Here is a 23360-nt window from a genome sequence, read left to right as displayed (position 1 = left end):
GGCCACGAAGGAGAGAATTCCATATGAAAGCCATTCTGAAAGCCCCTTATCGCAAGGCTCTCGCTGTCGTCGGCATGTCTCTGGCGGCCTCGGTGGCGCTGGCAAGCTACTCAGGCGCCGCATTCGCACAGGATGCTGGAAAGCCTGCTGCTGCACCGGCTGCAGCCCCTGCAGAAAAGGAAGATCCGTCCAAGGTTCTGGCGACCGTCAACGGCAACGACATCACGGTCGGTGAAGTCGATCAGGCTGCAGGCGATCTCGATCCGCAGTTCTCGCGCCTTCCTGCCGAACAGCGCCGTCTGGCTGCGCTTGCTGCCCTGATCGACATCAAGGCGATGGCTGGTGAAGCGGAAAAGGAAAAGCTCGATCAGTCCCAGGAATTCAAAAATCGCATGGAATTCCTGCGTGAACGCGCGCTCCATAACGAATATTTCAAGGATGCTGTTGTCGACAAGATCAGCGATGACGATGTACGTGCGCGCTACGACAAGGAAATCGCAGCCATGCCACCGCAGGTGGAAGTGCGCGCTCGTCACATCCTCGTGAAGACCAAGGAAGAAGCCGAAGCCATCATCAAGAAGCTTGAAGGCGGAGCCAAGTTCGAGGACCTCGCCAAGGAGAGCTCAACCGACGGCACGGCAGCCAATGGTGGCGATCTCGGCTACTTCGCCGAAGGCCAGATGGTGCCGGAGTTCGAAAAGGCCGCCTTTGCGCTCAAGCCGGGTGAATACACCAAGGAGCCGGTCCAGACCCAGTTCGGCTTCCATGTGATCCAGCTCGAAGATCGTCGCACCAAGCAGCCACCGGCATTCGATCAGGTCAAGGACCAGATCCGTTCGATCATCATGCGCGAGCGTTATGTCGAAACCGTCAAGAAGCTGCGTGACGGCATGAAGATCGACTACAAGGACCCGGCTGTCGAGAAAGCCATGAAGGATGCGGCCGCAGCTCAGGAAGGTGCGGACAAGGATGACGCGCCGGAAGAAGCTGCTCCACAGCAGTAAAAACTGGTTTCAAATATCAACGCCCCGGCTTGCCGGGGCGTTTTTTATTCCGATCTTGCGTTTCCCGCTTGATTTTAAACAGCAAACCTTTCCAATGCGCGCGTCATATTTTGAATCCGAAATTCGCGTAACGCCGTTTGCTGGGCATCACGATTTTCGGGTTTCTACGAAACCGCATCCATCGAGGCACATATGTCCGCGTCTGTTTCTCCGCTCGCTCCCAAACACTATCCCACAATGCCGGTCGTCCATGGCGTGCGCATCGCTACCGCTGCTGCCGGGATCAAGTATAAGGGGCGAACGGATGTGATGTTGATGGTGTTCGACCGACCGGCTGAAGCCGCAGGGGTCTTTACACGTTCGCTCTGCCCATCGGCGCCGGTCGATTTTTGCCGCCGCAATCTCGTGTACGGAAAGGCCCGCGCGGTCGTCGTCAATTCCGGCAACGCCAATGCCTTTACCGGCGTCAAGGGTCGTGAAGCGACGGAGGCAACGGCTGAAGCTGCCGCCAAGGCGGTCGGGTGCGCCACAACAGATGTCTTTCTGGCTTCAACCGGCGTGATCGGCGAACCGCTCGATGCAAGCAAATTCGCGCATCTGCTCGGCGACATGAACAAGGATGCGGTCGAGGATTTCTGGACCGAAGCCGCCAAGGCGATCATGACCACCGATACCTATCCGAAGGTCGCGACCGAAACGGTGCTGCTCGGTCAGGTGCCGGTCACGATCAACGGTATAGCCAAGGGCGCGGGCATGATCGCGCCGGATATGGCGACGATGCTTTCCTTCGTTGTTACCGATGCACCGATCAAGGCTGACGTGTTGCAGAGCCTGCTCTCCAAGGGTGTTGGCTCTACCTTCAATGCTGTGACGGTAGACAGCGACACGTCTACATCGGACACGCTGATGCTGTTCGCCACTGGTGCGGCGGCAGAGCGCGGTGCACCTGAAATCACTGATCCTGCCGACAAGCGCCTTGGCGAATTCAAGAAGGCGCTCGGCCGCCTCCTGAAATCGCTGGCGCTGCAGGTCGTGCGCGACGGTGAGGGCGCACGCAAGATGGTGGAAGTGGAAGTGACGGGCGCAAAATCCGCAGCCTCTGCCAAGAAGATCGCGCTTTCCATCGCCAATTCGCCGCTGGTCAAGACGGCTGTTGCCGGTGAAGACGCCAATTGGGGCCGCGTGGTCATGGCCGTAGGCAAGGCTGGTGAACCTGCCGATCGTGACCTGCTCGCGATCTGGTTCGGCGATATTCGTGTTGCGCATCAAGGCGAGCGCGATCCGGCCTATTCGGAAGCAGCGACGTCCACCTATATGCAGGGCGAGGATATTCGCATTCGCGTCGATCTGGGGATAGGCAAGGGCAAGGCAACTGTCTGGACCTGCGACCTCACAAAGGAATATGTCGCCATCAATGGCGATTACAGAAGTTGATCGAAGTAATGGAAAAGCCCAGCACCCCAAGTCTTGCCATCGTTCGCCAGCTTGAAGCCGTCGGCTTCCGTGCCTGGCCTGCCACGTCGGTTCACTATGACGGCACATGGGCGATACGCATGACTGCAGCGCATCCATCCCGGCGTCTCAACTCGATCAATCCGCTCGATCCCGGCGACACGCGCGATATTCCAACACGTGTGGAACTGGCGGCGCAGCGCTTTCGCGCCTATGGCCGTGTTCCCTGTTTCAGGCTTTCGCCGCTCGCACCGCGCGAGCTTGAGGATTATCTTGAAGGGCTTGGCTGGAAGCGCCGGGACGAAACCATCGTGATGACGGCGAATCTCGAGGAACTCGATTTGTCGGACGCCATCGACCAGATACCCCTGAAGGATATTGGGCGCTTCGTGGATGCCTCGCTTTCCATCCATGAAAGACCGGAGGATATGCGGCCCGGATTTTCCGAACTTCTAAATAGCGTTCGCCCGAACAAGGGCATGTTCGTGCTGGAGGAGGGGGGACGCGCCGTATCCAACCTGCTTTGCGTACAGGATGGCGTGATGGCGGGTCTATTCGATGTCGGAACCCTGCGCGACGCAAGGCGCAAGGGGCATGGACATGCGATTGTCGGTTCTGCACTCAAATGGGCCGTAAAGCTCGGTGCAAAGACGGCATGGCTGCAGATCGAGGCGGAAAACGTTGCTGGACTTGCTCTTTACGAGAGCTTCGGCTTTCGGGAAGCCTATCGCTATGCCTATCGGGAGAGCAACGAGAAATGACCGAGGTAAAGGGACGCCGCATTCTTCTGGTCGCTGCTTGCGCACTGGTGGATTCGGATGGCCGGGTTCTGCTGACGCAGCGCCCGGAAGGCAAGCAGCTTGCGGGGCTGTGGGAGTTTCCCGGCGGCAAGGTGGAACCGGGCGAAACACCGGAAGAAACGCTGATCCGCGAATTGCAGGAAGAAATCGGCATTACCACGAAGGTGGCCTGCCTTGCACCGCTGACATTCGCCAGCCACACCTATGATGACTTCCACCTGCTCATGCCGCTCTATGTCTGCCGCCGTTATGAAGGTATCGCGCGGGGGCTCGAAGGGCAGGCGCTGAAATGGGTTCGCCCGAAGGATATGCGCGACTATCCGATGCCACCGGCCGACGAACCGCTGATCCCGTTTCTGCTTGATCTGCTGTAGACCGGCCCCTGTCCACAACCGTGGAAAAAGGTTGGCAATTTCTTACGATTCCGCTGGCTGGTTAATCTATGATTCACTCCGTTGAGGCATTCTCGTTTGGGAGCTGCCCCGGAGTCTTGAAGTATGAGTTTCGACAACAATTATTTTAGCGCTGATCACAACGAATATACGGCCAAGCCGCTAACGAAGGCTGGTCGCGGAATCCTGCGCGTTGTGCTGTTGTTCGGCTCTGCCGTTGTCGCTCTGGCTCTCATCATTGTGCCGGTTCTCAACGATCAGGCAAACAAGGTTGCAGCCCAGTCAGTACTCCCGGTCGGGATAGACCGCACCATGACCGGCTCGATCAAGCGCGATGCCAGCGCCCAGCCGCATGCAACAGGCCAGACGTATACAGTGCGCAAGAGCGTGCTTCAGCCGAGCCCCAATTCCGTCTGCATCATCGAGACAAACGGCAGCCACCACGGCGACTGTTAGCTGTCTTTCGCAGCCTTTTTTAGCGCTTCTGCCAGCGATGCTTTTGCAGAGCCCGGTTTCAATGGTTTTTGCTGCGATTCATGCGGCGCCCAGCCTGATAGCCAGATGATCGAGAAAGTGGCGCGGATGCGTCCATCCGGATCGGAGAACCGCTCGGCATAGATTTCAGCGGCCCGCAGGAACAGGCGTTTCGAAACCGGCTTGCGGGAACGGTCACGCAGGATGTTCTGCATGCCCATGGCGCGCAGATCGGCCATCAGGTTGAACAGCGAATCGTAGCGCACCGTGATGTTGTCGACGTCGGTTACGGGCAGGGCGAAACCTGCACGTTGCAGAAGGCCGCCCACATCGCGCACGTCCGGGAACGGGAAAATGCGCGGCGAGGCGCCGCCTGTCAGTTCGATTTCCGCCTGAAGAAGACTTTCGCGCAATTCACCGAGTGTTCCACTGCCGCTAAGGGCTGCCAGAAAAAGTCCGTCCGGCTTTAGGGCGCGGGCGATCTGCACCATTGTGCCCGGTGTATCATTGGTCGCGTGAAGAGCCATTAGCGACACGATCAGATCGGTGCTGCCAGCTTTCAGCGGCAGCATTTCCTCGTCACCGACAATAGCCGGGAAAGGACCTCGCAGGAAATCACTGTCGCGTTCGATGCGGACAATCAGGTCGGCTTTGCCAGACTGCGCGATGGCTGCTGCAGCTACGCCGGTATGGCCAGCGAGATCGACGGCGACGGGAAAACGCCGCTCCACAGCGTCGAGACGATCAGCGAGATCGTCGGCAATGCGCTGCAACAGGAAATCCGCGCCGGGTTCGGCGCGCGCAAAGGCGCGACGGCGAAACGAGAGCAGGAGATCGCGATCGAAAATCGCGCTATCATCGGTCGGCGCAGGCATGGAATCCGTCTTCTCTTTCGAGCAAGGTTCAGTACAATCGTTGCGGGGATAGATGCATTCGAATGGGGGCGAATGCAATGGCGGATGACGATAGAACGCATCAAACCTTTTTGCGCAGCGCGGGCGAAGGGCTTCGGCGGTTTGCCGGCAGGGCTTTTCGCTCCTCTGCGGACATGTTGTTTCCGCCGACATGCATTGGCTGCCGGGCGCATGTATCCGAACCGGGGACGCTGTGTCCGAAATGCTGGCCGGAGCTACGCTTTATAGAAAAGCCTTATTGCCCCGTGCTGGGCATTCCTTTCAGCCATGATTTCGGCGACAATTTCACGAGTGCTGAGGCGATTGCCGATCTGCCACCTTTCCGGCGTCTCCGATCCGCCGTCCTGCATCGAGGCGCAGCGCAGCGCATGGCGGTTTCGCTCAAGTTTCACGACCGGACCGATCTGGCCCCGTGGATGGCGCGCTGGATGCAACGCGCGGGTCGCGAATTGCTGGATGAATGCGAGGTCATTCTTCCGGTGCCTCTGCATCGCTGGCGGTTCTGGCAGCGGCGTTTCAACCAGTCGGCGGAACTTGCCCGCGCCCTGGCGAAACTGGAATCGAAACCCTTTGCGCCGCAAGGCGTGAAGCGTGTGCGTCGGACCGAACAGCAGATCGGCCTTGGTATCAAGGAGCGAAAGCGCAATGTGGACGGTGCGTTCCGCGTGCCGCAGGAACACGAGATTCATGTGCGCGGGCGACGGGTTCTGCTCATCGATGACGTCTATACGACCGGCGCTACGGTCAAGGCGGTAACGCGGGCATTGCTGCGTGGCGGCGCGAAAAGCGTGGATGTGCTGACGTTCAGCCGCGTTCTACCGGATTGAGCCGGATAACCGGCTACACAGGCTCGTGAAAAGCGTCGGGGCTTCCAGATAACGTCTTTGCCGCTTATATAGTGGCCAAAACGATTGGAGTTTATGATGGTTGATGTAACGATCTACACGCGTGTCGGTTGCCCTTATTGCACCCGGGCCAAGGATCTTCTGACCCGCAAGGGCGTTGCGTATAATGAAATCGATGCAGGCGCATCGCCGGAACTGCGCGCCGAAATGCAGCAACGTTCGGGCCGTAACACCTTCCCGCAGATATTCGTCGGCTCCGTTCATGTCGGCGGATGTGATGATCTTTTCGAGCTGGAAGATCAGGGCAAGCTGGATGGCCTGCTCAAGACTGGCGAACTGGTTTAGAATTCGATCGGACAGGGAGAGGTCGATGAGCATGTTCCGCGCAGCAGCCGTCCAGATGCGGTCTGGCACAGACGTGGCCCGCAATATTGAAGCCATGGAAAAACTGGTCGCGGAAGCGGCGGTCAAAGGTGCGCAATATGTGCAGACGCCGGAAGTGACCGGGATCATGCAGCGTGACCGGCCATTGCTCGCACAGTCATTGCGCGATGAGGCCAACGATCCTGTCATGGCTGCCGCAGCGAAGCTCGCCTCGAAACACGGTATTTTCCTTCATATAGGTTCGACTCTGATCAAGGGCGATGACGGAAGATCCTATAATCGCGGCGCGATCTTTGCACCGTCGGGCGAGAAGGTCTCGACCTACGATAAAATCCATATGTTCGATGTCGATCTCGACAATGGTGAGAGCTGGCGCGAATCGGATGCCTGTATTCCAGGCAAGGAAACTGTCGTTGTCGACCTGCCTTTCGCAAAGTTCGGCATGGCTGTCTGTTACGACATCCGCTTTCCGCAATTGTTCCGCGCTCAGGCTCTCGCCGGTGCCAATGTGATTACCGGTCCGGCCGCCTTCACGAAACAGACCGGAGAAGCCCACTGGCACATCTTGCAGCGTGCGCGTGCTATCGAAAATGGTGCATTCCTGATCTCTGCCGCACAGGGCGGTCTGCATGAGGACGGCCGCGAAACCTACGGTCATTCGATCATCGTCTCACCATGGGGCAAGATTCTCGCCGAAGCCGATCACGACGAGCCGGGCGTCATCCTGGCTGATATCGACGTGGCGGAAAGCGCTGCTGCACGCGGCAAGATACCGAACCTGAAGAATGCGCGGGAGTTCGATGTCCGGACTTTTTCCGCGAAGCAGAAAGAGGACGCGTAAATTCCATGATCCGCTTTTCGCTTCATTGCGATCAGGGCCATGAATTCGAGGGCTGGTTTCGCGACAATGCTGATTTCGACCGTCAGTCGGAAATGCAGCTTGTCGCTTGCCCCGTGTGCAATTCGCAAGCCGTTCAGAAGTCGCTGATGGCGCCGGCGGTCTCGACAAGCCGTGGCAAGGAAAAGATTGCCATGGCGCTGGGCGATACGCAAAAGCAGATATTGGACGAAATGCGGGAATTGAGCCGCAAGGTTCGCGAGAATGCGGATTATGTCGGCGACAAATTTGCCGAGGAAGCCCGGAAGATCCATTTCGGCGAGACCGAAACACGTGGTATCTACGGCGAAGCGTCGCGCGAGGATGTGCATTCGCTGCTCGAAGACGGTGTCGACGTTCTGCCGTTGCCGGTATTTCCAGAAGACAAGAACTGATTGCCGTACAGGAGACAAGGCGCATGAAACTGACGGATTCTGCGCCTTTTTTGCTGATCGCAACCGGCACCTTGCTGGGCCTCATCCTGCCACTCGGCAAGATCGCTGCGCAGGCTGGTATTCCGCCTGCCATCTGGACCTTTTTGTTCTCGGCGAGTGCCGGAATCATTCTGTTCGCTGTTCTTCTTCTGCAGGGGAAGAAGATCGGCTTTTCAGGCGGAAGACTGCGTTACTATATCTGTACCGCGCTTATCTCCTATGCCGTGCCCAATCTCCTCATTCTTTCCGCCATTCCACGCCTTGGCGCGGGGTTTACCGGCATCATGTACACGCTGTCGCCGGTCATCACGCTTGTTCTGTCGATGGGGTTCGGGTTGCGGCGTCCCAATGCACTTGGGATCGGCGGTATCGCTGCCGGGTTTATCGGTGCAGTGATGGTGGCAATGACGCGCGGCGAAGTGGGAAAACCTGCTGATCCATTGTGGATCGCCGCGGCATTGCTCATTCCGGTGTTTCTCGCCATCGGCAATGTCTATCGCACGCTCGACTGGCCGAAGAACTCCGATCCGACCGAGCTTGCTGCCGGAAGCCACCTCGCATCGGCACTGATGCTTTCTGCGGGGATACTCATATTCACCGGCCAGTTTCCGATCGAGACACTTGCATTCGCCCCATGGGCTGCATTGGCCCAGTCGATCGCATCGGCGGGCATGTTTGCCCTGTTCTTCCGGCTGCAGGCGGTTGGCGGGCCGGTCTATCTCAGCCAGATCGGCTATGTCGCAGCGGCACTGGGGCTTATTTCCGGAACGCTATTTCTCGGCGAACATTATCCACCTCTGACCTGGATCGGCGCGCTGGTCATCTGCGCAGGCGTTGCCATGACAACACGCGCACAAAGAGGTTGACCGTTTCGATCGGATTGAATCAGATTGGCGTTCTAACTGTCTATTTTACGCACATCTTGTCCGAAAACCGTTTCACCCTTTTCGGGATGTGCTTTGATCAGGCAGGCCGTTCGGCAAGCACCATATAGTTCACATCGGTGTCGCGGGAGCGGCTCCAGCTGTCGGCCAGCGGATTATAGGTCACACCAAGCTTGTCGATGAGGCGCAGGCCGCCTTTCGCAAGTGCAGCTTCCAGTTCTTCCGGGCGGACCAGCTTTTCATATTGATGCGTGCCGCGCGGCAGCCAGCCCAGGACATATTCCGCGCCGATGATCGCCAGACCATAGGCTTTCAGCGTGCGATTGATCGTGGCGACGAACATCAGCCCGCCGGGCTTTACCATTTCGCTGGTGGCGGACATGAACAGGTCGACGTCTGAAACATGCTCGACCACTTCCATATTCAAAACCACGTCGAATTTCTCACCGGCTTCAGCCAGCGCTTCTGCAGTCGTGGCGCGGTAGTCGACCTCGACGCCGCTTTGCGCAGCATGGATTTTCGCTACTTCGATATTTGTGGTGGAAGCATCCGCCCCGATGACGGTCGCGCCGAGGCGTGCCATCGGCTCGCAGAGAAGCCCGCCGCCGCAGCCGATATCGAGCAGGCGCAGGCCCTCGAAGGGGCGCGGCGCATTGGGATCACGGTTGAATTTGGCGCAGATCTTTTCCTTGATATAGGCAAGCCGCGTCGGATTGAACTTGTGCAAGGGACGGAACTTGCCCTGAGGATTCCACCATTCCGCGGCGATGCGCGAAAAATGCTCGATTTCCGAAGCGTCGATGGTGGTGCGGGCGGTCTCGGTCATTTCATTCTCCAGCGGCGGAAGCGTACAGTTCTGCTCTCAAGGTAGTACTCCAAAGTCAAGGAACAAATCAATTTCGCTCTCAAGCGGCCCGATACGAATCGCGGCCTTGCGGAAGCGCGGCATTTTAGCTATGTGACCCCGGGTTTGCCTGTCGCAACAATATAAGGTTTGGGCGGGTGAGAGTGTAATTTTTCTAAACAGCGGGACGTAACCTTAAATGGCGCGCATCGTGATGAAATTCGGCGGCACTTCGGTAGCTGATCTGGAACGCATCTATAATGTGGCGCGCCACGTCAAACGCGAGGTCGAGGCAGGCAATCAGGTTGCTGTTGTCGTTTCGGCCATGTCCGGCAAGACCAACGAGCTGGTCGGCTGGGTGCAGAACATGCCGAAAGTATGCGGCGCAAGCTCGCCTTTCTATGATGCCCGCGAGTATGACACCATCGTCGCTTCCGGCGAGCAGGTGACGAGCGGCCTTCTGGCGATTGCGCTTCAATCCATAGGCGTTGATGCGCGTTCGTGGCAGGGCTGGCAGATTCCGATCAAGACCGACAACGCCCATGGCGCGGCCCGTATTCAGGACATCGACGGTTCGGAAATCATCCGCCGTATGGAAATGGGTCAGGTTGCCGTCGTTGCCGGGTTCCAGGGCATCGGCCCTGACAACCGTGTGGCAACGCTTGGGCGTGGCGGTTCAGACACCTCTGCTGTCGCCATCGCTGCCGGTGTGAAGGCGGATCGCTGCGATATTTATACAGATGTCGATGGCGTCTACACCACCGACCCCCGCGTAGAGCCGAAGGCGAAGCGTCTTTCGAAGATTTCCTTCGAGGAAATGCTGGAAATGGCATCGCTTGGTGCCAAGGTTCTGCAGGTGCGCTCGGTCGAACTCGCCATGGTGCACAAGGTGCGCACTTTCGTGCGCTCGAGCTTTACGGACCCAGATGCGCCGGGCATGGGTGATCCGATCAACCCGCCCGGAACCCTTATTTGCGACGAGGATGAAATCGTGGAACAGCAGGTCGTCACAGGTATCGCCTTTGCGAAGGATGAAGCTCAGATTTCGCTGCGGCGCGTGGCCGACCGGCCGGGCGTTTCGGCAGCCATTTTCGGGCCGCTCGCCGAAGAGCACATCAATGTCGACATGATCGTGCAGAACGTGTCGGAAGACGGCTCCAAGACCGACATGACCTTCACCATTCCGACGGGTGACGTCGATAAGGCGCTGAAGGTGCTGGACAAGGTCAAGGGCGAGATCGGCTTCGACAATATCCAGTCTGAAACCGGCCTTGCCAAGATTTCGGTGATCGGCATCGGTATGCGCAGCCATGCAGGCGTTGCTGCCACAGCCTTCAAGGCACTGGCCGAAAAGGGCATCAATATCCGCGCCATCACAACGTCTGAAATCAAGATTTCGATCCTGATTGACGGCCCTTATGCGGAACTGGCCGTGCGCACACTGCACGCGGTCTATGGTCTCGATAAGTAAGCAGCCAGCTCAGATTCCATTTTGAAACATAGTTGTATGCAGGGCCGCGCAGCCGAAAGGGTGCGCGGCCCTGCAACATTTTGCGAGCAGCGACTATTTGTTCTGGACGCGGGTGTCAAAAATGCTCACAAAGGGATTGGCGTAACGCTTCGCGGGCGGGTATTGGGAATCGGCTGGCGGAACGCACGTCAGCAATTTTGAAGGAGCCCCCGACGATCATGCGTGAGCTGACAACCGGTCCCCGCGTACTGCTAAAGCGGTTGCGCGAATTGATGGCAGAGCCGCTGGAACCGCAGGCGCGCCTCGACCGGATCGTTCGTGAAATCGCCCAGAATATGGTCGCGGAAGTCTGCTCCTTCTATATATTGCGCGCTGACGGCGTTCTTGAGCTTTACGCTACCGAAGGTCTCAATCCGCAGGCAGTCCACCTTGCCCAGCTTCGTCTCGGTCAGGGTCTGGTCGGCACGATTGCCGCAAGCGCCCGTCCCCTCAATCTGACCGATGCGCAAAGCCATCCGGCTTTCGCCTATCTGCCGGAAACGGGCGAAGAAGCCTATAATTCCTTCCTCGGCGTTCCCGTTCTACGCGCTGGCCGCACTTTGGGCGTTCTTGTCGTCCAGAACAAGACCAAGCGGGCATATCGGGAAGACGAGGTCGAAGCACTTGAAACCACCGCCATGGTCCTTGCCGAAATCATCGCGACCGGCGACGGTCTGCGTCTCGCCCGTCCGGGCATAGAGCTTGATCTCGGTCGCCCGATGAGTGTGACAGGACAGGCTTTCAACGACGGTATCGGCCTTGGCCATGTGGTGCTGCATGAGCCGCGCATCGTCGTCACCAATCTTTTCAACGAGGATAGCCAGGCCGAGCTGAACCGGCTGGATGAAGCGCTTGGCAGCCTGCGCATATCCATCGACGACATGCTTTCGCGCCGCGATGTGGCGGTGGAGGGCGAGCATCGCGAAGTGCTCGAAGCCTATCGCATGTTTGCGCATGATCGCGGCTGGGTGCGGCGTCTGGAAGAAGCCATCCACAACGGTCTGACTGCCGAGGCGGCAGTCGAAAAGGTGCAGAGCGACACGCGTGCGCGCATGGTGCATCTGACCGACCCCTATATGCGCGAGCGCCTGTCGGATTTTGACGATCTCGCGAACCGTTTGCTGCGTCAACTTATGGGACGTGACATCAAGACCATCGCCGAATCGCTGGTCAAGGATGCCATCATCGTCGCGCGTTCCATGGGGGCTGCCGAACTTCTGGATTATCCGCGCGAGCGCTTGCGCGGTGTTGTTCTGGAGGACGGCGCCGCCACGAGCCACGTCGTGATCGTCGCCCGTGCAATGGGCATTCCGGTGGTCGGCCAGGCCAAGGGCATTGTATCCATGGCCGAAAACAACGATGCGGCAATCGTTGACGGCGATGAAGGCATCATGCATCTGCGCCCGCAGTCCGATCTGGAAACGGCTTATGCCGAAAAGGTTCGGTTCCGGGCGCGTCGTCAGGCCCATTATCGGGAATTGCGGGACAAGCCATCCGTCACGAAGGACGGCGTCGATATCTCGCTTCTGATGAATGCCGGGCTTCTCGTCGATCTGCCGCAATTGTCGGCTTCGGGTGCGGCGGGGATCGGTCTGTTTCGCACCGAACTTCAGTTTATGGTGGCCTCGACATTCCCGCGTGCCGAACAGCAGGAACGTCTTTATCGCTCGGTCATCGAGGCGGCAGGCGACAAGCCGGTGACTTTCCGGACGCTTGATATCGGTGGAGACAAGGTTCTCCCTTACTTCAGTTCGACCGTGCAGGAAGAAAATCCGGCGCTCGGCTGGCGCGCGATCCGCCTGACGCTCGACCGTCCGGGATTGTTGCGCACGCAGTTGCGAGCGCTTTTGAAGGCGGCGGGCGGACGCGAGTTGAAAGTCCTGCTGCCGATGATCACGGAAGTCAGCGAAGTGAAGGCCGCACGCGAGATCATCGATCGTGAAGTCCGTCATCTGTCGCGGTTCGCTCATCAGTTGCCCATGGGGCTGAAACTGGGAGCGATGATCGAGGTGCCGTCGCTGCTGTGGCAGCTTGAGGAGCTGATGTCGCTTGTCGATTTCATCTCCGTCGGTTCAAACGATCTGTTCCAGTTCCTGATGGCGACGGATCGCGGCAACTCGCTGATGTCGGGTCGCTTCGATCAGCTTTCGCCTGCATTCCTGCGGGCGTTGCGCTTCATCGTGGAAACCGGCAATCGTCACGGCAAGTCGGTCACCCTGTGCGGTGAAATGGCCAGCAGGCCGCTTCCAGCCATGGCGCTGGTAGGCATCGGTTTTCGGTCGATCTCCATGTCGGCGGCGGCAATCGGCCCGGTCAAGGCCATGCTTGATGCGCTGGACGCAAGCAAGCTTACGGCCTTGCTGGCGGAAGAGCTGGATAAGCCGAACAGTGCGCATTCGCTGCGCGAAATGCTGATGAGATTTGCGGAAGACAACGATATTCCGTTATAGCGAAGCAGATCTAGAGCATTTCCAGCAAAAGTGCGAAGCGGTTTTGCGTCGGATAATGCGACAAAACAAATAGTTGGAGCATTTCCAACGGTTCAAAAAAAATAGGAAATGCTCTAACTGACTGAACAGTCGCGGTGCAGGATTGCGCGGCGTCCCGTTTTGCATTCTTGCACGCCGCTGATAATTTTTAGGACATGACATGATCGCATTGCCGCAGGACCGGATGGACCAGCTTTTGAAGCGGTTCTCAATGATCGAAAGCCAGATGGCCAACAATCCGGATTCGGAAACCTATGTGAAGCTCGCATCGGAATATTCCGAGCTGCAGGAGGTGGTTGGCAAGATTCGCGAACTGACCGACGCCCGCAAGGAAGCTGTCGATCTGGCGGCCATGCGTGACGATGCCTCCACAGATGCAGAGATGCGTGCACTGGCGCTGGAAGAACTGCCGGGCGTGGAAAAGCGGATTGAGGGACTGGAGCAGGAAGTCCAGATTCTGCTGCTGCCGAAGGACGCTGCCGACGAGAAGAATGCCATTCTCGAAATTCGTGCGGGTACGGGCGGTCTGGAGGCGGCACTGTTCGCCGGTGACCTGTTCCGCATGTATGAGCGCTATGCTGCCGAAAAAGGCTGGCGGGTCGAGCTGGTTTCGGCCAGCGAAGGCGATGCCGGTGGTTACAAGGAAATCATCGCCACCGTTTCCGGCAAGGGTGTGTTCTCCAAGCTCAAGTTCGAATCGGGCGTGCACCGCGTGCAGCGTGTGCCTGAAACGGAAGCCGGCGGACGCATCCATACATCGGCGGCAACCGTCGCGGTTTTGCCTGAAGCCGAGGATATCGACATTGAGATCCGTAATGAGGATATCCGCATCGATACGATGCGGGCATCGGGCGCCGGTGGCCAGCACGTGAACACGACCGACTCCGCGGTTCGCATTACGCACATCCCGACCGGCATCATGGTCGTGCAGGCTGAAAAATCCCAGCACCAGAACCGCGCACGCGCGATGCAGATTCTCCGTGCACGCCTTTACGACATGGAGCGCCAGAAGGCAGACACCGAACGTTCTGAATCACGTCGCAGCCAGGTCGGTTCGGGCGATCGCTCCGAGCGTATCCGCACTTATAATTTCCCGCAGGGACGCGTCACCGATCATCGCATCAACCTGACGCTCTACAAGCTCGACCGGGTTATGGAAGGTGATCTGGACGAACTGGTCGATGCGCTGATTTCCGATCACCAGACCGCACTTCTGACGGAACTGGGGCATTAGAGCGCGTTTCGATCTGATTCGAGCAGATTGGCCAGATCGGCGCTCTAGATATTTGTTTTGAACCGCGCATCTTTTCCGAAAATCGTTTCACACTTTTCGGGATGCGCTCTAAGGGTGAGCGAAATGCGTCTCGACCGCCTGATGGCTGATGCACGGACGAGGCTTCGTGCGGCAGAACTGGATACGCCAGACCTCGATGCACGGCTTCTGGTCGAATGGGCAACCGGCAAGACGCGGCTCGATCTGATATCCGCACCTGAGCAATTGGTTGGTTCTGCGGTAATCGAGACGCTTTCCGATGCGCTGGACCGCCGTGAAAAGGGTGAGCCGGTTCACCGGATCATGGGTGTTCGCGAGTTCTTCGGCCTGCCTTTCCGGCTCTCCGCTGCTACGCTTGAACCGCGTCCCGATACGGAAGTGCTGGTGGAGCTGGTCATTCCGGCGCTGGAAGCGCTTGCGGTGCAGAAAAACACGCTTGAACTCCTCGATATGGGGACGGGAACGGGCGCGATCATCATCTCGCTTCTGCATCGCTTCGAGCGCGCACACGGCATTGGTCTCGACATGGCGGAGGGGGCGCTTGCAATGGCGCGAATCAATGCTGTCGCCAATGGTGTGGGTGACCGGTTCGCAGCGCTCAAAAGCGACTGGTTTGAAAATGTGAGCGGGCGGTTTCATCTTATCGTCTCAAACCCGCCCTATATTCCGCATGAAGACATTGCGGGACTGTCACGCGAAGTGCGCGAACATGACCCATTGGCTGCGCTCGATGGCGGGTCTGATGGACTGAATTTCTACAGAGCCCTTGCACAGAAGGCAGCAGATCACCTATATAAACAAGGAATGGTTGCCGTAGAGATCGGCGCCGGACAATTCCAGGATGTTGAAGCGCTGTTCGAAAGCGCAGGTTTTTCCCTCGCAGGACATGCGAGTGACCTTGGCGGCCACAGAAGGGCCATGCTTTTCGCGTACAAATCAAATACGTAATTTTGATGCGGCGAACCGCTAAAAAACACTTGGAATTTGCGGCGAAGCCGTTTAGTTTCCGGCCACCGTATACAGCCAGAATGGTTTTGCCCGCTGATGGGCGGTGGCGGAAATGCTCCATGACGATTTTTGGTCATGCTCCCCGAAGGTTCTTTGGGGATGGCTTGTGCGGAAGTACACGACTTTCAAGCATAATCTCGAAGAGCAGAGCTTTTCGGAATGGTTATGCATTAATGCAACCGCGGAGTTTCGGTGACCCATAGAGGTACCTAACTCAGGAGCAGTCGATTTGTGGGAAGTTTTTAGGGCGTACTTCCTCCATGGCTCGATAGCGTGAAACCGGCAGCTTTTTGGCTGTGGAGTTTCTACGCCCTTTAATCTGAAAAGAGATGAATATGAGGCCAGCACAGCAGAACAGGCGCATGCGCGGACGGGGGAATAACAATAATAACAACAACAACCGCAAGGGCCCCAATCCTCTGTCGCGCAATTACGAAAGCAATGGCCCGGATGTGAAGATCCGCGGCAATGCGCAACATATTGCAGAAAAATACTCGGCACTTGCGCGGGACGCACAGGCATCTGGCGATCGCGTGATGGCAGAAAATTATCTTCAGCACGCTGAACATTACAACCGCATCATCATGGCGGCCATGGCGCAGAATCCGGTGCCATTCCAGCGCGAGGAAACCTTCGACGATGACGGTGCGGATGATGAGGAAGCAGGTTTCACGCCTGTCGCAGCACAGCCACAGCCCGTCAACGGTTCCGGCCCGCAGCCGGTTATCGAGGGCACGCCTGCCGAGGTCGTTTATGGCGAAGATGGTGGCGAGCCGGTAAAGTCCGGTGAAGGTCGCCAGCAGCCGCGCGAGCGCGACAACCGCGATCGTCGTCTGGGTCGTGGCCGCCGTCCGCAGCGTGAGCGCTTCAACGCTGACGAGCGTTCTGACGAACAGCCGCAGGAAAAACAGGCTCAGCCGGTGGCTGAAGAAGCTCCGGCTGCAGCCGTGGTCGAGCAGGCAGCACCAGTGGCCGCCGAGGCCGCTCCTGTTGCCGATGCATCTTCTGCGGATGAGGCCGCGCCACGTCGCGCCACGCGCCGTCCTGGTCGTCCGCGCCGCGCCGCCAAGGATAGCGGTGATGAGACGCCGGTAACGGAATCTGCGGATTCCGACGCCTGATCGTCCCTGTGTATCAAGTTAAAAATGGCGCGGTTTCCGCGCCATTTTTATTTGGTTCTTCACGTGTCTGTAACCCTTGCCGAAACCCGGCCATCGTCCCATATGCTGTCTTGGAAAGAAGTCCGCCCAGTGTGGGGGCTTCGTCACCATACATCTTCTGGTGCCGCTTGATGGGCCGGAAGGCAAAGGAGACATCATGAATATCGAAAAATATACGGAACGCGTCCGGGGCTTTATCCAGTCTGCACAGACTTTCGCGCTGTCGTCCGGCAACCAGCAATTCACACCCGAACATGTGTTGAAGGTTCTCGTCGATGATGACGAAGGACTTGCCTCGTCCCTGATCGAACGCGCGGGCGGGCGCATTGCCGATGTGCGCATCGGCTTGCAGAGTGCGCTCGAAAAGCTGCCCAAAGTGTCGGGTGGCAACGATCAGCTTTATTTATCGCAGCCGCTTGCCAAGGTCTTCTCGCTTGCCGAGGAGCTTGCCAGCAAGGCCGGTGACAGTTTCGTCACCGTCGAGCGCCTTCTGATGGCACTGGCGATGGAAAAATCCGCAAAGACGTCTGAAATTCTTTCCGCTGCCGGTGTGACCCCGACGGCGCTCAACAAGGTCATAAACGATATGCGCAAAGGCCGCACCGCCGATTCGGCGTCCGCTGAAAGCAATTATGATGCGTTGAAGAAATATGCCCGCGATCTGACCGAGGATGCGCGTGCAGGCAAGCTTGATCCGGTGATCGGTCGCGACGAGGAAATCCGCCGCACGATTCAGGTTCTGTCGCGCCGCACCAAGAACAATCCGGTTCTGATCGGCGAGCCGGGCGTCGGCAAGACCGCAATCGCGGAAGGTCTGGCGCTTCGCATCGTCAATGGCGATGTGCCCGAATCCTTGAAGGACAAGCAGTTGATGGCGCTCGATATGGGCGCGCTGATTGCCGGTGCCAAATATCGCGGTGAGTTCGAAGAGCGTCTGAAAGCAGTACTTTCGGAAGTGCAGACGGCTGCCGGCCAGATCATCCTCTTCATCGATGAAATGCATACGCTTGTCGGTGCAGGCAAGTCTGATGGCGCGATGGATGCATCGAACCTTTTGAAGCCTGCTCTTGCACGCGGTGAATTGCACTGCGTTGGCGCGACGACGCTGGAAGAATACCGCAAATATGTCGAGAAGGACGCAGCGCTTGCCCGTCGTTTTCAGCCGGTATTCGTTGATGAACCGACCGTCGAGGACACGATTTCGATCCTGCGTGGCCTGAAGGAAAAATACGAGCAGCATCACAAGGTGCGTGTTTCGGATTCGGCTCTGGTTGCTGCGGCAACCTTGTCGAACCGTTATATCACCGACCGTTTCCTGCCCGATAAGGCCATTGATCTTGTCGATGAGGCGGCATCGCGCCTGCGCATGCAGGTTGATTCCAAGCCGGAAGAGCTGGATGAAATCGACCGTCGCATCATGCAGCTGAAGATCGAGCGCGAAGCGCTGAAGGTTGAAACCGATGCTGCTTCCAAGGATCGTTTCCAGCGCCTCGAAAAGGAGCTGACCGATCTGGAAGAAGAATCGGCGGAACTGACGTCGAAATGGCAGTCTGAAAAGCAGAAGCTCGGACTTGCTGCTGATCTCAAGCGCCAGCTTGAAGAGGCACGCAATGCCCTCGCCATTGCACAGCGAAGCGGTGAATTCCAGAAAGCGGGCGAACTGGCCTATGGCAAGATTCCGCAGCTGGAGAAGCAGCTTGTCGAAGCCGAAAGCCATGAAAACAAGGGCTCTCTGCTTGAAGAGACTGTTACGCCCGACCACGTGGCACAGATTATCTCACGCTGGACCGGTATTCCGGTTGACCGGATGCTGGAAGGCGAGCGTGAGAAGCTGTTGCGCATGGAAGACGAACTTGCGAAGCGGGTCATCGGGCAGGGCGAAGCTGTCCAGGCCATCTCGAAGGCGGTTCGCCGTGCGCGCGCCGGGCTTCAGGACCCTAACCGGCCTATCGGCTCGTTCATCTTCCTCGGCCCAACCGGTGTCGGTAAGACGGAGCTGACCAAGGCGCTCGCCGCGTTCCTCTTCCAGGACGACACGGCCATGGTTCGTATCGACATGTCGGAATTCATGGAAAAGCATTCCGTGAGCCGGTTGATCGGCGCGCCTCCCGGCTATGTCGGCTATGAAGAAGGCGGCGTTCTGACGGAAGCTGTTCGGCGCAGGCCCTATCAGGTGATCCTGTTCGACGAGATCGAAAAGGCGCATCCGGATGTGTTCAACGTGCTGTTGCAGGTGCTGGACGACGGACGCCTGACCGACGGACAGGGCCGCACGGTCGATTTCCGCAATACGGTCATCATCATGACCTCGAACCTTGGTGCCGAATATCTCGTCAATCTTGGCGAGAAGGACGATGTCGAGTCGGTTCGTGAGGAAGTAATGGGCGTGGTGCGGGCTGCCTTCCGTCCGGAATTTCTGAACCGTGTCGATGAAATCATCTTGTTCCACCGGCTGCGCCGTGAAGACATGGGTGCGATTGTCGATATTCAGATGCAGCGTCTCCAGATGCTTCTGACCGATCGCAAGATCGTGCTGCAGCTCGAAGAAGATGCACGCGAATGGCTGGCCAACAAGGGTTATGACCCGGCTTATGGCGCGCGTCCGTTGAAGCGCGTCATTCAGAAAGAAGTTCAGGATCCGCTCGCCGAGCGCATCCTACTGGGCGACATTCTGGATGGTTCCATCGTCAAGATTACCGCCGGTTCGGACAGGCTCAATTTCCATCCGATTCGTGGTGCGCTTGAGGATGAAGGCCAGAAGATCGACGAGAACGCCTGAACGTTCAAGAGTTGAGGTCATTGGGCGTCGCAACCGGATAGGTTGCGGCGCCATTTTCATGTCTGGCGTGACAAGTTTTCCAGCTTTCCTTCGATGTTGGCCATTTTCATGTCCAGTTCATCTGGCATCTGCTTTATCAGCTAATCAGTTGTTAACCATATTCGCGGCATCCATGGTCTCTCGATCACCCAGGGCATTCTTCATGGCGCATTACACACGCATGCTTCGTTTCGCTTTGTTTGCTTCCGTCGCGGTAACTGCCGTCAACGGTACTGCGCGCGCGGAGGAAGGCAGTTCTGCAGTGGCTACCGAACGCCCGGTACAGCTTGCGCAGCTTTATGATCCGGGTGAAGAAATCTATCATGATCGCCGGGTACGGGTCTTTATCGACCAGTATGGCCGCCGCGTTACCATGGATCGTCGCGGGCGTATTCTCAGTGTCGAGGACGCCAATAATTATGACCCGAACGCTTATGACCGTCGGGTTCGCCGCGCACCGCAGCCAGACGACAATTGGACACTCGATGGTCCAGTCGACGGTGGTGCTCCCTATGACGGTTTCGGCAACGTGCCCGAAGATCCGAACTATTACCCGGACGCTCCGGCGGCACCGCAATATGGCGGCAACCGTGATGGACAGGTGCAACGGTCGGAACTTCCTCCGGCAGGCGATCAATATCCTGACAATACAAACACCAATTCAGCCAGTGCCAATCCCGGTTATGATGGCCAGCAGGATTATGGCCAGCCGGGTTATGAACAACCAAGGGGTGTTCCCAATCCGAGCGACATGGCTCCGGCAATCGAAATGCCGAAAGGGCAGGGTGCAAAGGAAAAGATCGCAGCCTATCAGATACTGCTCGACCGCGCCGGTGCATCGCCCGGCGTCATCGACGGTCGTTCGGGCAGCAATGTCGACAAGGCGGCTGCCGCCTATGGCGAGCTGACCGGAAAGTCGATCAATCCGACAGACGAAGCGGCGGTCAATGCGGAACTTGAAGCCACAGGTGGCCCAGCCTTCACCGAATACACCATCACCAACGAAGACGTGGGACGGCAATACGTTGCTTCCATCCCGGAAGATTACGCCCACAAGGCGCAGCTTCCGGCGATGGCGTATACCTCGGTCACCGAAATGCTCGGTGAAAAATTTCATATAGACGAGACCTATCTGAAAGAGATCAATCCCGGCGTAAACTTCAATCAGCCGGGTTCGATCGTAAAGATTCCGAACCTCGGCAAGCCTGTCCGGACCAAGGTGGCCCGCATCATCGCCGACAAGGGACGCAAGCAGGTTCGTGGCTATGACGAAGCCGGCAAGCTGGTCGTTGCCTATCCCTCGACCATTGGTTCGTCGGACAATCCGTCACCTTCCGGCGTTGTTCAGGTCGAGCGTATCGCGATCAACCCGAACTACACCTACAATCCGAAGATCAACTTCAAGCAGGGCAATAATGATAAGGTGCTGACCATTCCGCCTGGGCCAAACGGGCCGGTGGGAACAGTCTGGATCGCGCTTTCCAAGCCGACCTACGGCATTCACGGTACGCCCGAGCCATCGAGAATCGGCAAGACGTCAAGCCATGGCTGTGTGCGATTGACCAATTGGGATGCGGAAGAGCTGGCAAAACTGGTGAAAGCTGGCGTAACGGTCGAGTTTACCGAGTAAGCATTCCAGTGAATTCAAAGAGAAAGGCCGGGGCGTTTCCCCCGGCCTTTCTTTTTATCAGCTCTTCGTCGATCCGTTCGAAGCAAGCTTGGTGCCGTTGTCATCGCTGTTCAACAAAGTGTCGATGCGATCCCGTTCCTGCTTGAAGGCTTCGAGGTCCTTGCCCGAAAGCGCCTTGTTATCCGGCAGACGAATGCGCAGCGGATCGACCTTGGTGCCGTTCACGATCATTTCGTAGTGAAGGTGAGGACCGGTCGAAAGACCCGTCGACCCCACATAGCCGATCACTTGTCCCTGCCGCACACGCGCACCGGCGGTAACGCCGCGGGCGATGGCGTTCTGGTGGCTATAGCTGCTCACATAACCATTGGCATGACGAATCAGTGTCTGGTTGCCATAGCCATTGGTCCAGCCTGCCTTTTCCACCACGCCATTACCGGAAGCGATGATCGGCGTGCCGCGCGGTGCGGCCCAGTCCACGCCGGTATGCATGCGGCTATAGCCAAGGATCGGGTGGCGGCGCATGCCGAACGGTGAGCGGAAGACACCATTGGGAACCGGATTGCGGAGCAGGAACTGTTTCGCGCTTTTGCCGTCGCCGTTGAAGTAGTCGACGCTACCGTCCGGAGCCTGATAGCGATAGAATTTGCGGGTCGTGCCGCCGAAATTGGCCGAAACATAAAGAAGCTGCGAATCGGCTTCCGGTTTGTCGGGATCGTCCGGCAGCGAGAAGAATGCGTCGATCTGGTCACTCGGCGCAAGCCGTGACTGCAGGTCAACATCGCTTGCGAGCATCTTGACGAGCTGTTCGCGCATCGTCTCCGACATGCCATAAGCGAGCGCGGCCCGGCTGATCCCGTCATAAACACTCGGCAGATTGCCCCGAATGGCCGTCGGCAGGGCATTACCATCAAACGCCGTCTGCAGAAGCGGGGTCTGTTCCGGTTCGTCGGACGGAATATATTGTCCCCTGTCGTTGAGGGCGACCGTCACCAGATGCGTGGTGCGATTATAGATGCTGGCGCGCACGATACGGTCCGTGCCATCCTGCGTCTCGGTGCCGACACGCAAAACGCTGCCTTCCTTGAGGCGCGGCGAGTTCATCAGCTTGGCAAGCGAGTCGGCCATGTTTTCGGCATCGTCGCCGGTATAACCGGCGTCTTCGAGCGCCTGCTTGATATCGGCTGTCTGGCGGAAAGGAATCAGTTCTTCCGAAAAGCCTTCGCCAACCGTCTCGTCATCGCCGCGCTGTGCGACACTGACATTCTCCTGTGTAATCTTCACGCCAAGCGCTGGGCCAAGCGCGAAAGGCGAGTCCGTGCCGCCGAAACGAGCAGGATCGACATAGTGGAGCGATGCAACCTGCACGTCGCCGTCGGTCAGAAGACCACCGGTATCCCGCACAACCTTCTCGACCTCATCCACTGTCAGGTCGCTGGATGCATCGAATGTTGTGCTGTTCATCGGAAAATCGACAACACGCAGACTGACTTCGCTTTCGACCTTGGCGCCGTAAATCTGACCGGCATCGGCAGGCTGCGGTGCCGCAGGTCCTTCCGAAAACACGGTGAGGGCGTTGAAAGCAGGATATTTGCGGCTGGTCGGGTGATCGACGGCGAGAGCCATGCGGACAAATTCGAATGGTCGCGTGCGAATAACTTCGCGTTCACCCACTTTCTGCATCGTCGAAAGATCGAAACGGCGTCGGTCGCGCGCCTTTTGCTGAGAGACGGTGCTGACAAGACGTCCGCCCTTGGTAACAGCGGCTTCGTCGGTCGCACCGGGCATGTCGTTACGGGCAAGGATTTCAGGCGGGGTCGCCAGCTGTTCGCGCCCGTCCAGAGCGGCAAACAATGCAACGCCGATCAGCATGCAGGACGTAACGCCGGTCAGGAAGGTTCCAGCGAGCCAGCGGGCAGAAACTTCACGACGATCTGGTGGCCGCCGCCGTCCGCCTACACTGAGCGGGGGCTCGTCACCCGGATCGAGATTGTTCGGCCCCATCTCTTTCATACTGCTGTAGCCGGTCCTTCTTTATAACTGACCGCACAAAACGTGCTTGAAATCGTTTGTCGGAAAAGCGGACAAACCGCCAATCCGGTATTAAGGTGTCTTCCATTCTGTCGGAAGGCTCCCAAACGGGCATGTGAGTTTTGCCTGCCGAAGAA

General features: G+C 57.9%; 20 protein-coding genes. 17 read left to right on the top strand and 3 right to left on the bottom strand.

Annotated features, from left to right (window positions below):
• Positions 1-23: 23 nt before the first annotated feature.
• The 5 genes from OHI65_RS21270 (at position 24) to OHI65_RS21250 (ending at position 4104) form a co-directional block, all read left to right on the top strand.
• Complete coding sequence (locus tag OHI65_RS21270) at positions 24-1004, top strand: peptidylprolyl isomerase (protein ID WP_012091196.1); 981 nt, start codon at positions 24-26, stop codon at positions 1002-1004.
• A 192-nt stretch (positions 1005-1196) separates the two neighbouring features.
• Positions 1197-2438, top strand: coding sequence for a bifunctional glutamate N-acetyltransferase/amino-acid acetyltransferase ArgJ (gene argJ, locus OHI65_RS21265; protein WP_012091197.1), 1242 nt, complete (start codon positions 1197-1199; stop codon positions 2436-2438).
• An 8-nt stretch (positions 2439-2446) separates the two neighbouring features.
• Positions 2447-3217: a GNAT family N-acetyltransferase gene (locus OHI65_RS21260; RefSeq protein ID WP_125301701.1), complete on the top strand. Its 771-nt coding sequence runs from the start codon at positions 2447-2449 to the stop codon at positions 3215-3217.
• Positions 3214-3630, top strand: coding sequence for an 8-oxo-dGTP diphosphatase MutT (gene mutT, locus OHI65_RS21255; RefSeq protein WP_006467893.1), 417 nt, complete (start codon positions 3214-3216; stop codon positions 3628-3630). Before OHI65_RS21260 ends, mutT begins: the two co-directional genes overlap by 4 nt.
• Positions 3631-3753: 123 nt before the next feature.
• The gene (locus tag OHI65_RS21250; protein ID WP_010657502.1) at positions 3754-4104 is read left to right on the top strand and encodes a hypothetical protein; all 351 of its coding nucleotides are present in this window, start codon (positions 3754-3756) and stop codon (positions 4102-4104) included.
• Here OHI65_RS21250 and OHI65_RS21245 read toward each other — a convergent pair.
• Entirely contained in the window at positions 4101-4997 is an 897-nt protein-coding gene (locus OHI65_RS21245; protein WP_012091199.1) for a methyltransferase domain-containing protein, read from the bottom strand. The genes OHI65_RS21250 and OHI65_RS21245 overlap by 4 nt on opposite strands.
• Positions 4998-5074: 77 nt before the next feature.
• Between OHI65_RS21245 and OHI65_RS21240 the strand changes: the two genes are divergently transcribed.
• From OHI65_RS21240 to OHI65_RS21220, 5 genes are all read left to right on the top strand, one after another.
• Positions 5075-5863, top strand: coding sequence for a ComF family protein (locus OHI65_RS21240; RefSeq protein WP_094514437.1), 789 nt, complete (start codon positions 5075-5077; stop codon positions 5861-5863).
• Positions 5864-5959: 96 nt separating this feature from the next.
• Positions 5960-6226, top strand: a complete 267-nt coding sequence (gene grxC / locus OHI65_RS21235) for a glutaredoxin 3 (protein ID WP_029929749.1) — start codon at positions 5960-5962, stop codon at positions 6224-6226.
• A gap of 25 nt (positions 6227-6251) precedes the next feature.
• Positions 6252-7106: a carbon-nitrogen hydrolase family protein gene (locus tag OHI65_RS21230; RefSeq protein WP_125301703.1), complete on the top strand. Its 855-nt coding sequence runs from the start codon at positions 6252-6254 to the stop codon at positions 7104-7106.
• 5 nt (positions 7107-7111) lie between these two features.
• On the top strand, positions 7112-7537 hold the full coding sequence (locus OHI65_RS21225) for a DUF1178 family protein (protein ID WP_264358788.1): 426 nt from the start codon (positions 7112-7114) through the stop codon (positions 7535-7537).
• Between the two features lie 23 nt (positions 7538-7560).
• The gene (locus OHI65_RS21220; protein ID WP_029929753.1) at positions 7561-8442 is read left to right on the top strand and encodes a DMT family transporter; all 882 of its coding nucleotides are present in this window, start codon (positions 7561-7563) and stop codon (positions 8440-8442) included.
• A gap of 97 nt (positions 8443-8539) precedes the next feature.
• Here OHI65_RS21220 and ubiG read toward each other — a convergent pair whose 3' ends face one another.
• Positions 8540-9286 carry a bifunctional 2-polyprenyl-6-hydroxyphenol methylase/3-demethylubiquinol 3-O-methyltransferase UbiG gene (ubiG, locus tag OHI65_RS21215; RefSeq protein ID WP_264358787.1) on the bottom strand — a complete coding sequence of 249 codons (747 nt, stop codon included), beginning with the start codon at positions 9284-9286 and terminating at the stop codon, positions 8540-8542.
• Positions 9287-9503: 217 nt separating this feature from the next.
• On the opposite strand from ubiG, the gene OHI65_RS21210 reads away from it, so the two are divergent.
• The 7 genes from OHI65_RS21210 to OHI65_RS21180 all read left to right on the top strand — a co-directional run bounded on the left by OHI65_RS21210 (position 9504) and on the right by OHI65_RS21180 (position 21192).
• Positions 9504-10775, top strand: coding sequence for an aspartate kinase (locus tag OHI65_RS21210; RefSeq protein ID WP_010657494.1), 1272 nt, complete (start codon positions 9504-9506; stop codon positions 10773-10775).
• A 218-nt stretch (positions 10776-10993) separates the two neighbouring features.
• On the top strand, positions 10994-13264 hold the full coding sequence (gene ptsP, locus OHI65_RS21205; protein WP_010657493.1) for a phosphoenolpyruvate--protein phosphotransferase: 2271 nt from the start codon (positions 10994-10996) through the stop codon (positions 13262-13264).
• A 199-nt stretch (positions 13265-13463) separates the two neighbouring features.
• Positions 13464-14537 carry a peptide chain release factor 1 gene (prfA, locus tag OHI65_RS21200; protein ID WP_125301708.1) on the top strand — a complete coding sequence of 358 codons (1074 nt, stop codon included), beginning with the start codon at positions 13464-13466 and terminating at the stop codon, positions 14535-14537.
• A 123-nt stretch (positions 14538-14660) separates the two neighbouring features.
• Positions 14661-15524, top strand: a complete 864-nt coding sequence (prmC, locus tag OHI65_RS21195; protein WP_235824450.1) for a peptide chain release factor N(5)-glutamine methyltransferase — start codon at positions 14661-14663, stop codon at positions 15522-15524.
• Positions 15525-15919: 395 nt separating this feature from the next.
• Entirely contained in the window at positions 15920-16705 is a 786-nt protein-coding gene (locus OHI65_RS21190) for a DUF4167 domain-containing protein (protein WP_029375796.1), read from the top strand.
• 196 nt (positions 16706-16901) lie between these two features.
• Entirely contained in the window at positions 16902-19523 is a 2622-nt protein-coding gene (clpB, locus tag OHI65_RS21185; RefSeq protein ID WP_094514431.1) for an ATP-dependent chaperone ClpB, read from the top strand.
• Between the two features lie 202 nt (positions 19524-19725).
• Entirely contained in the window at positions 19726-21192 is a 1467-nt protein-coding gene (locus OHI65_RS21180) for a L,D-transpeptidase (protein ID WP_125301711.1), read from the top strand.
• Positions 21193-21249: 57 nt separating this feature from the next.
• Here the strand turns inward: OHI65_RS21180 and OHI65_RS21175 are convergent, their stop codons facing one another.
• On the bottom strand, positions 21250-23205 hold the full coding sequence (locus OHI65_RS21175) for a M23 family metallopeptidase (protein WP_125301714.1): 1956 nt from the start codon (positions 23203-23205) through the stop codon (positions 21250-21252).
• Positions 23206-23360 lie beyond the last annotated feature (155 nt).

The organism is Brucella sp. MAB-22 (assembly GCF_025908475.1).
GTDB classification, from domain to species: Bacteria; Pseudomonadota; Alphaproteobacteria; order Rhizobiales; family Rhizobiaceae; genus Brucella; species Brucella anthropi.
The sequence above is the reverse complement of the archived record's forward strand: the minus strand, read 5'-3'. Positions and strand labels throughout refer to the sequence as shown.

Excerpts from the sequence above, each read along its gene's own strand:
- OHI65_RS21270 (WP_012091196.1), top strand. The coding sequence starts at position 24 with ATGAAAGCCATTCTGAAAGCCCCTTATCGCAAGGCTCTCGCTGTCGTC.
- argJ (WP_012091197.1), top strand. The coding sequence starts at position 1,197 with ATGTCCGCGTCTGTTTCTCCGCTCGCTCCCAAACACTATCCCACAATG.
- OHI65_RS21260 (WP_125301701.1), top strand. The coding sequence starts at position 2,447 with ATGGAAAAGCCCAGCACCCCAAGTCTTGCCATCGTTCGCCAGCTTGAA.
- mutT (WP_006467893.1), top strand. The coding sequence starts at position 3,214 with ATGACCGAGGTAAAGGGACGCCGCATTCTTCTGGTCGCTGCTTGCGCA.
- OHI65_RS21250 (WP_010657502.1), top strand. The coding sequence starts at position 3,754 with ATGAGTTTCGACAACAATTATTTTAGCGCTGATCACAACGAATATACG.
- OHI65_RS21245 (WP_012091199.1), bottom strand. The coding sequence starts at position 4,997 with ATGCCTGCGCCGACCGATGATAGCGCGATTTTCGATCGCGATCTCCTG.
- OHI65_RS21240 (WP_094514437.1), top strand. The coding sequence starts at position 5,075 with ATGGCGGATGACGATAGAACGCATCAAACCTTTTTGCGCAGCGCGGGC.
- grxC (WP_029929749.1), top strand. The coding sequence starts at position 5,960 with ATGGTTGATGTAACGATCTACACGCGTGTCGGTTGCCCTTATTGCACC.
- OHI65_RS21230 (WP_125301703.1), top strand. The coding sequence starts at position 6,252 with ATGAGCATGTTCCGCGCAGCAGCCGTCCAGATGCGGTCTGGCACAGAC.
- OHI65_RS21225 (WP_264358788.1), top strand. The coding sequence starts at position 7,112 with ATGATCCGCTTTTCGCTTCATTGCGATCAGGGCCATGAATTCGAGGGC.
- OHI65_RS21220 (WP_029929753.1), top strand. The coding sequence starts at position 7,561 with ATGAAACTGACGGATTCTGCGCCTTTTTTGCTGATCGCAACCGGCACC.
- ubiG (WP_264358787.1), bottom strand. The coding sequence starts at position 9,286 with ATGACCGAGACCGCCCGCACCACCATCGACGCTTCGGAAATCGAGCAT.
- OHI65_RS21210 (WP_010657494.1), top strand. The coding sequence starts at position 9,504 with ATGGCGCGCATCGTGATGAAATTCGGCGGCACTTCGGTAGCTGATCTG.
- ptsP (WP_010657493.1), top strand. The coding sequence starts at position 10,994 with ATGCGTGAGCTGACAACCGGTCCCCGCGTACTGCTAAAGCGGTTGCGC.
- prfA (WP_125301708.1), top strand. The coding sequence starts at position 13,464 with ATGATCGCATTGCCGCAGGACCGGATGGACCAGCTTTTGAAGCGGTTC.
- prmC (WP_235824450.1), top strand. The coding sequence starts at position 14,661 with ATGCGTCTCGACCGCCTGATGGCTGATGCACGGACGAGGCTTCGTGCG.
- OHI65_RS21190 (WP_029375796.1), top strand. The coding sequence starts at position 15,920 with ATGAGGCCAGCACAGCAGAACAGGCGCATGCGCGGACGGGGGAATAAC.
- clpB (WP_094514431.1), top strand. The coding sequence starts at position 16,902 with ATGAATATCGAAAAATATACGGAACGCGTCCGGGGCTTTATCCAGTCT.
- OHI65_RS21180 (WP_125301711.1), top strand. The coding sequence starts at position 19,726 with ATGGCGCATTACACACGCATGCTTCGTTTCGCTTTGTTTGCTTCCGTC.
- OHI65_RS21175 (WP_125301714.1), bottom strand. The coding sequence starts at position 23,205 with ATGAAAGAGATGGGGCCGAACAATCTCGATCCGGGTGACGAGCCCCCG.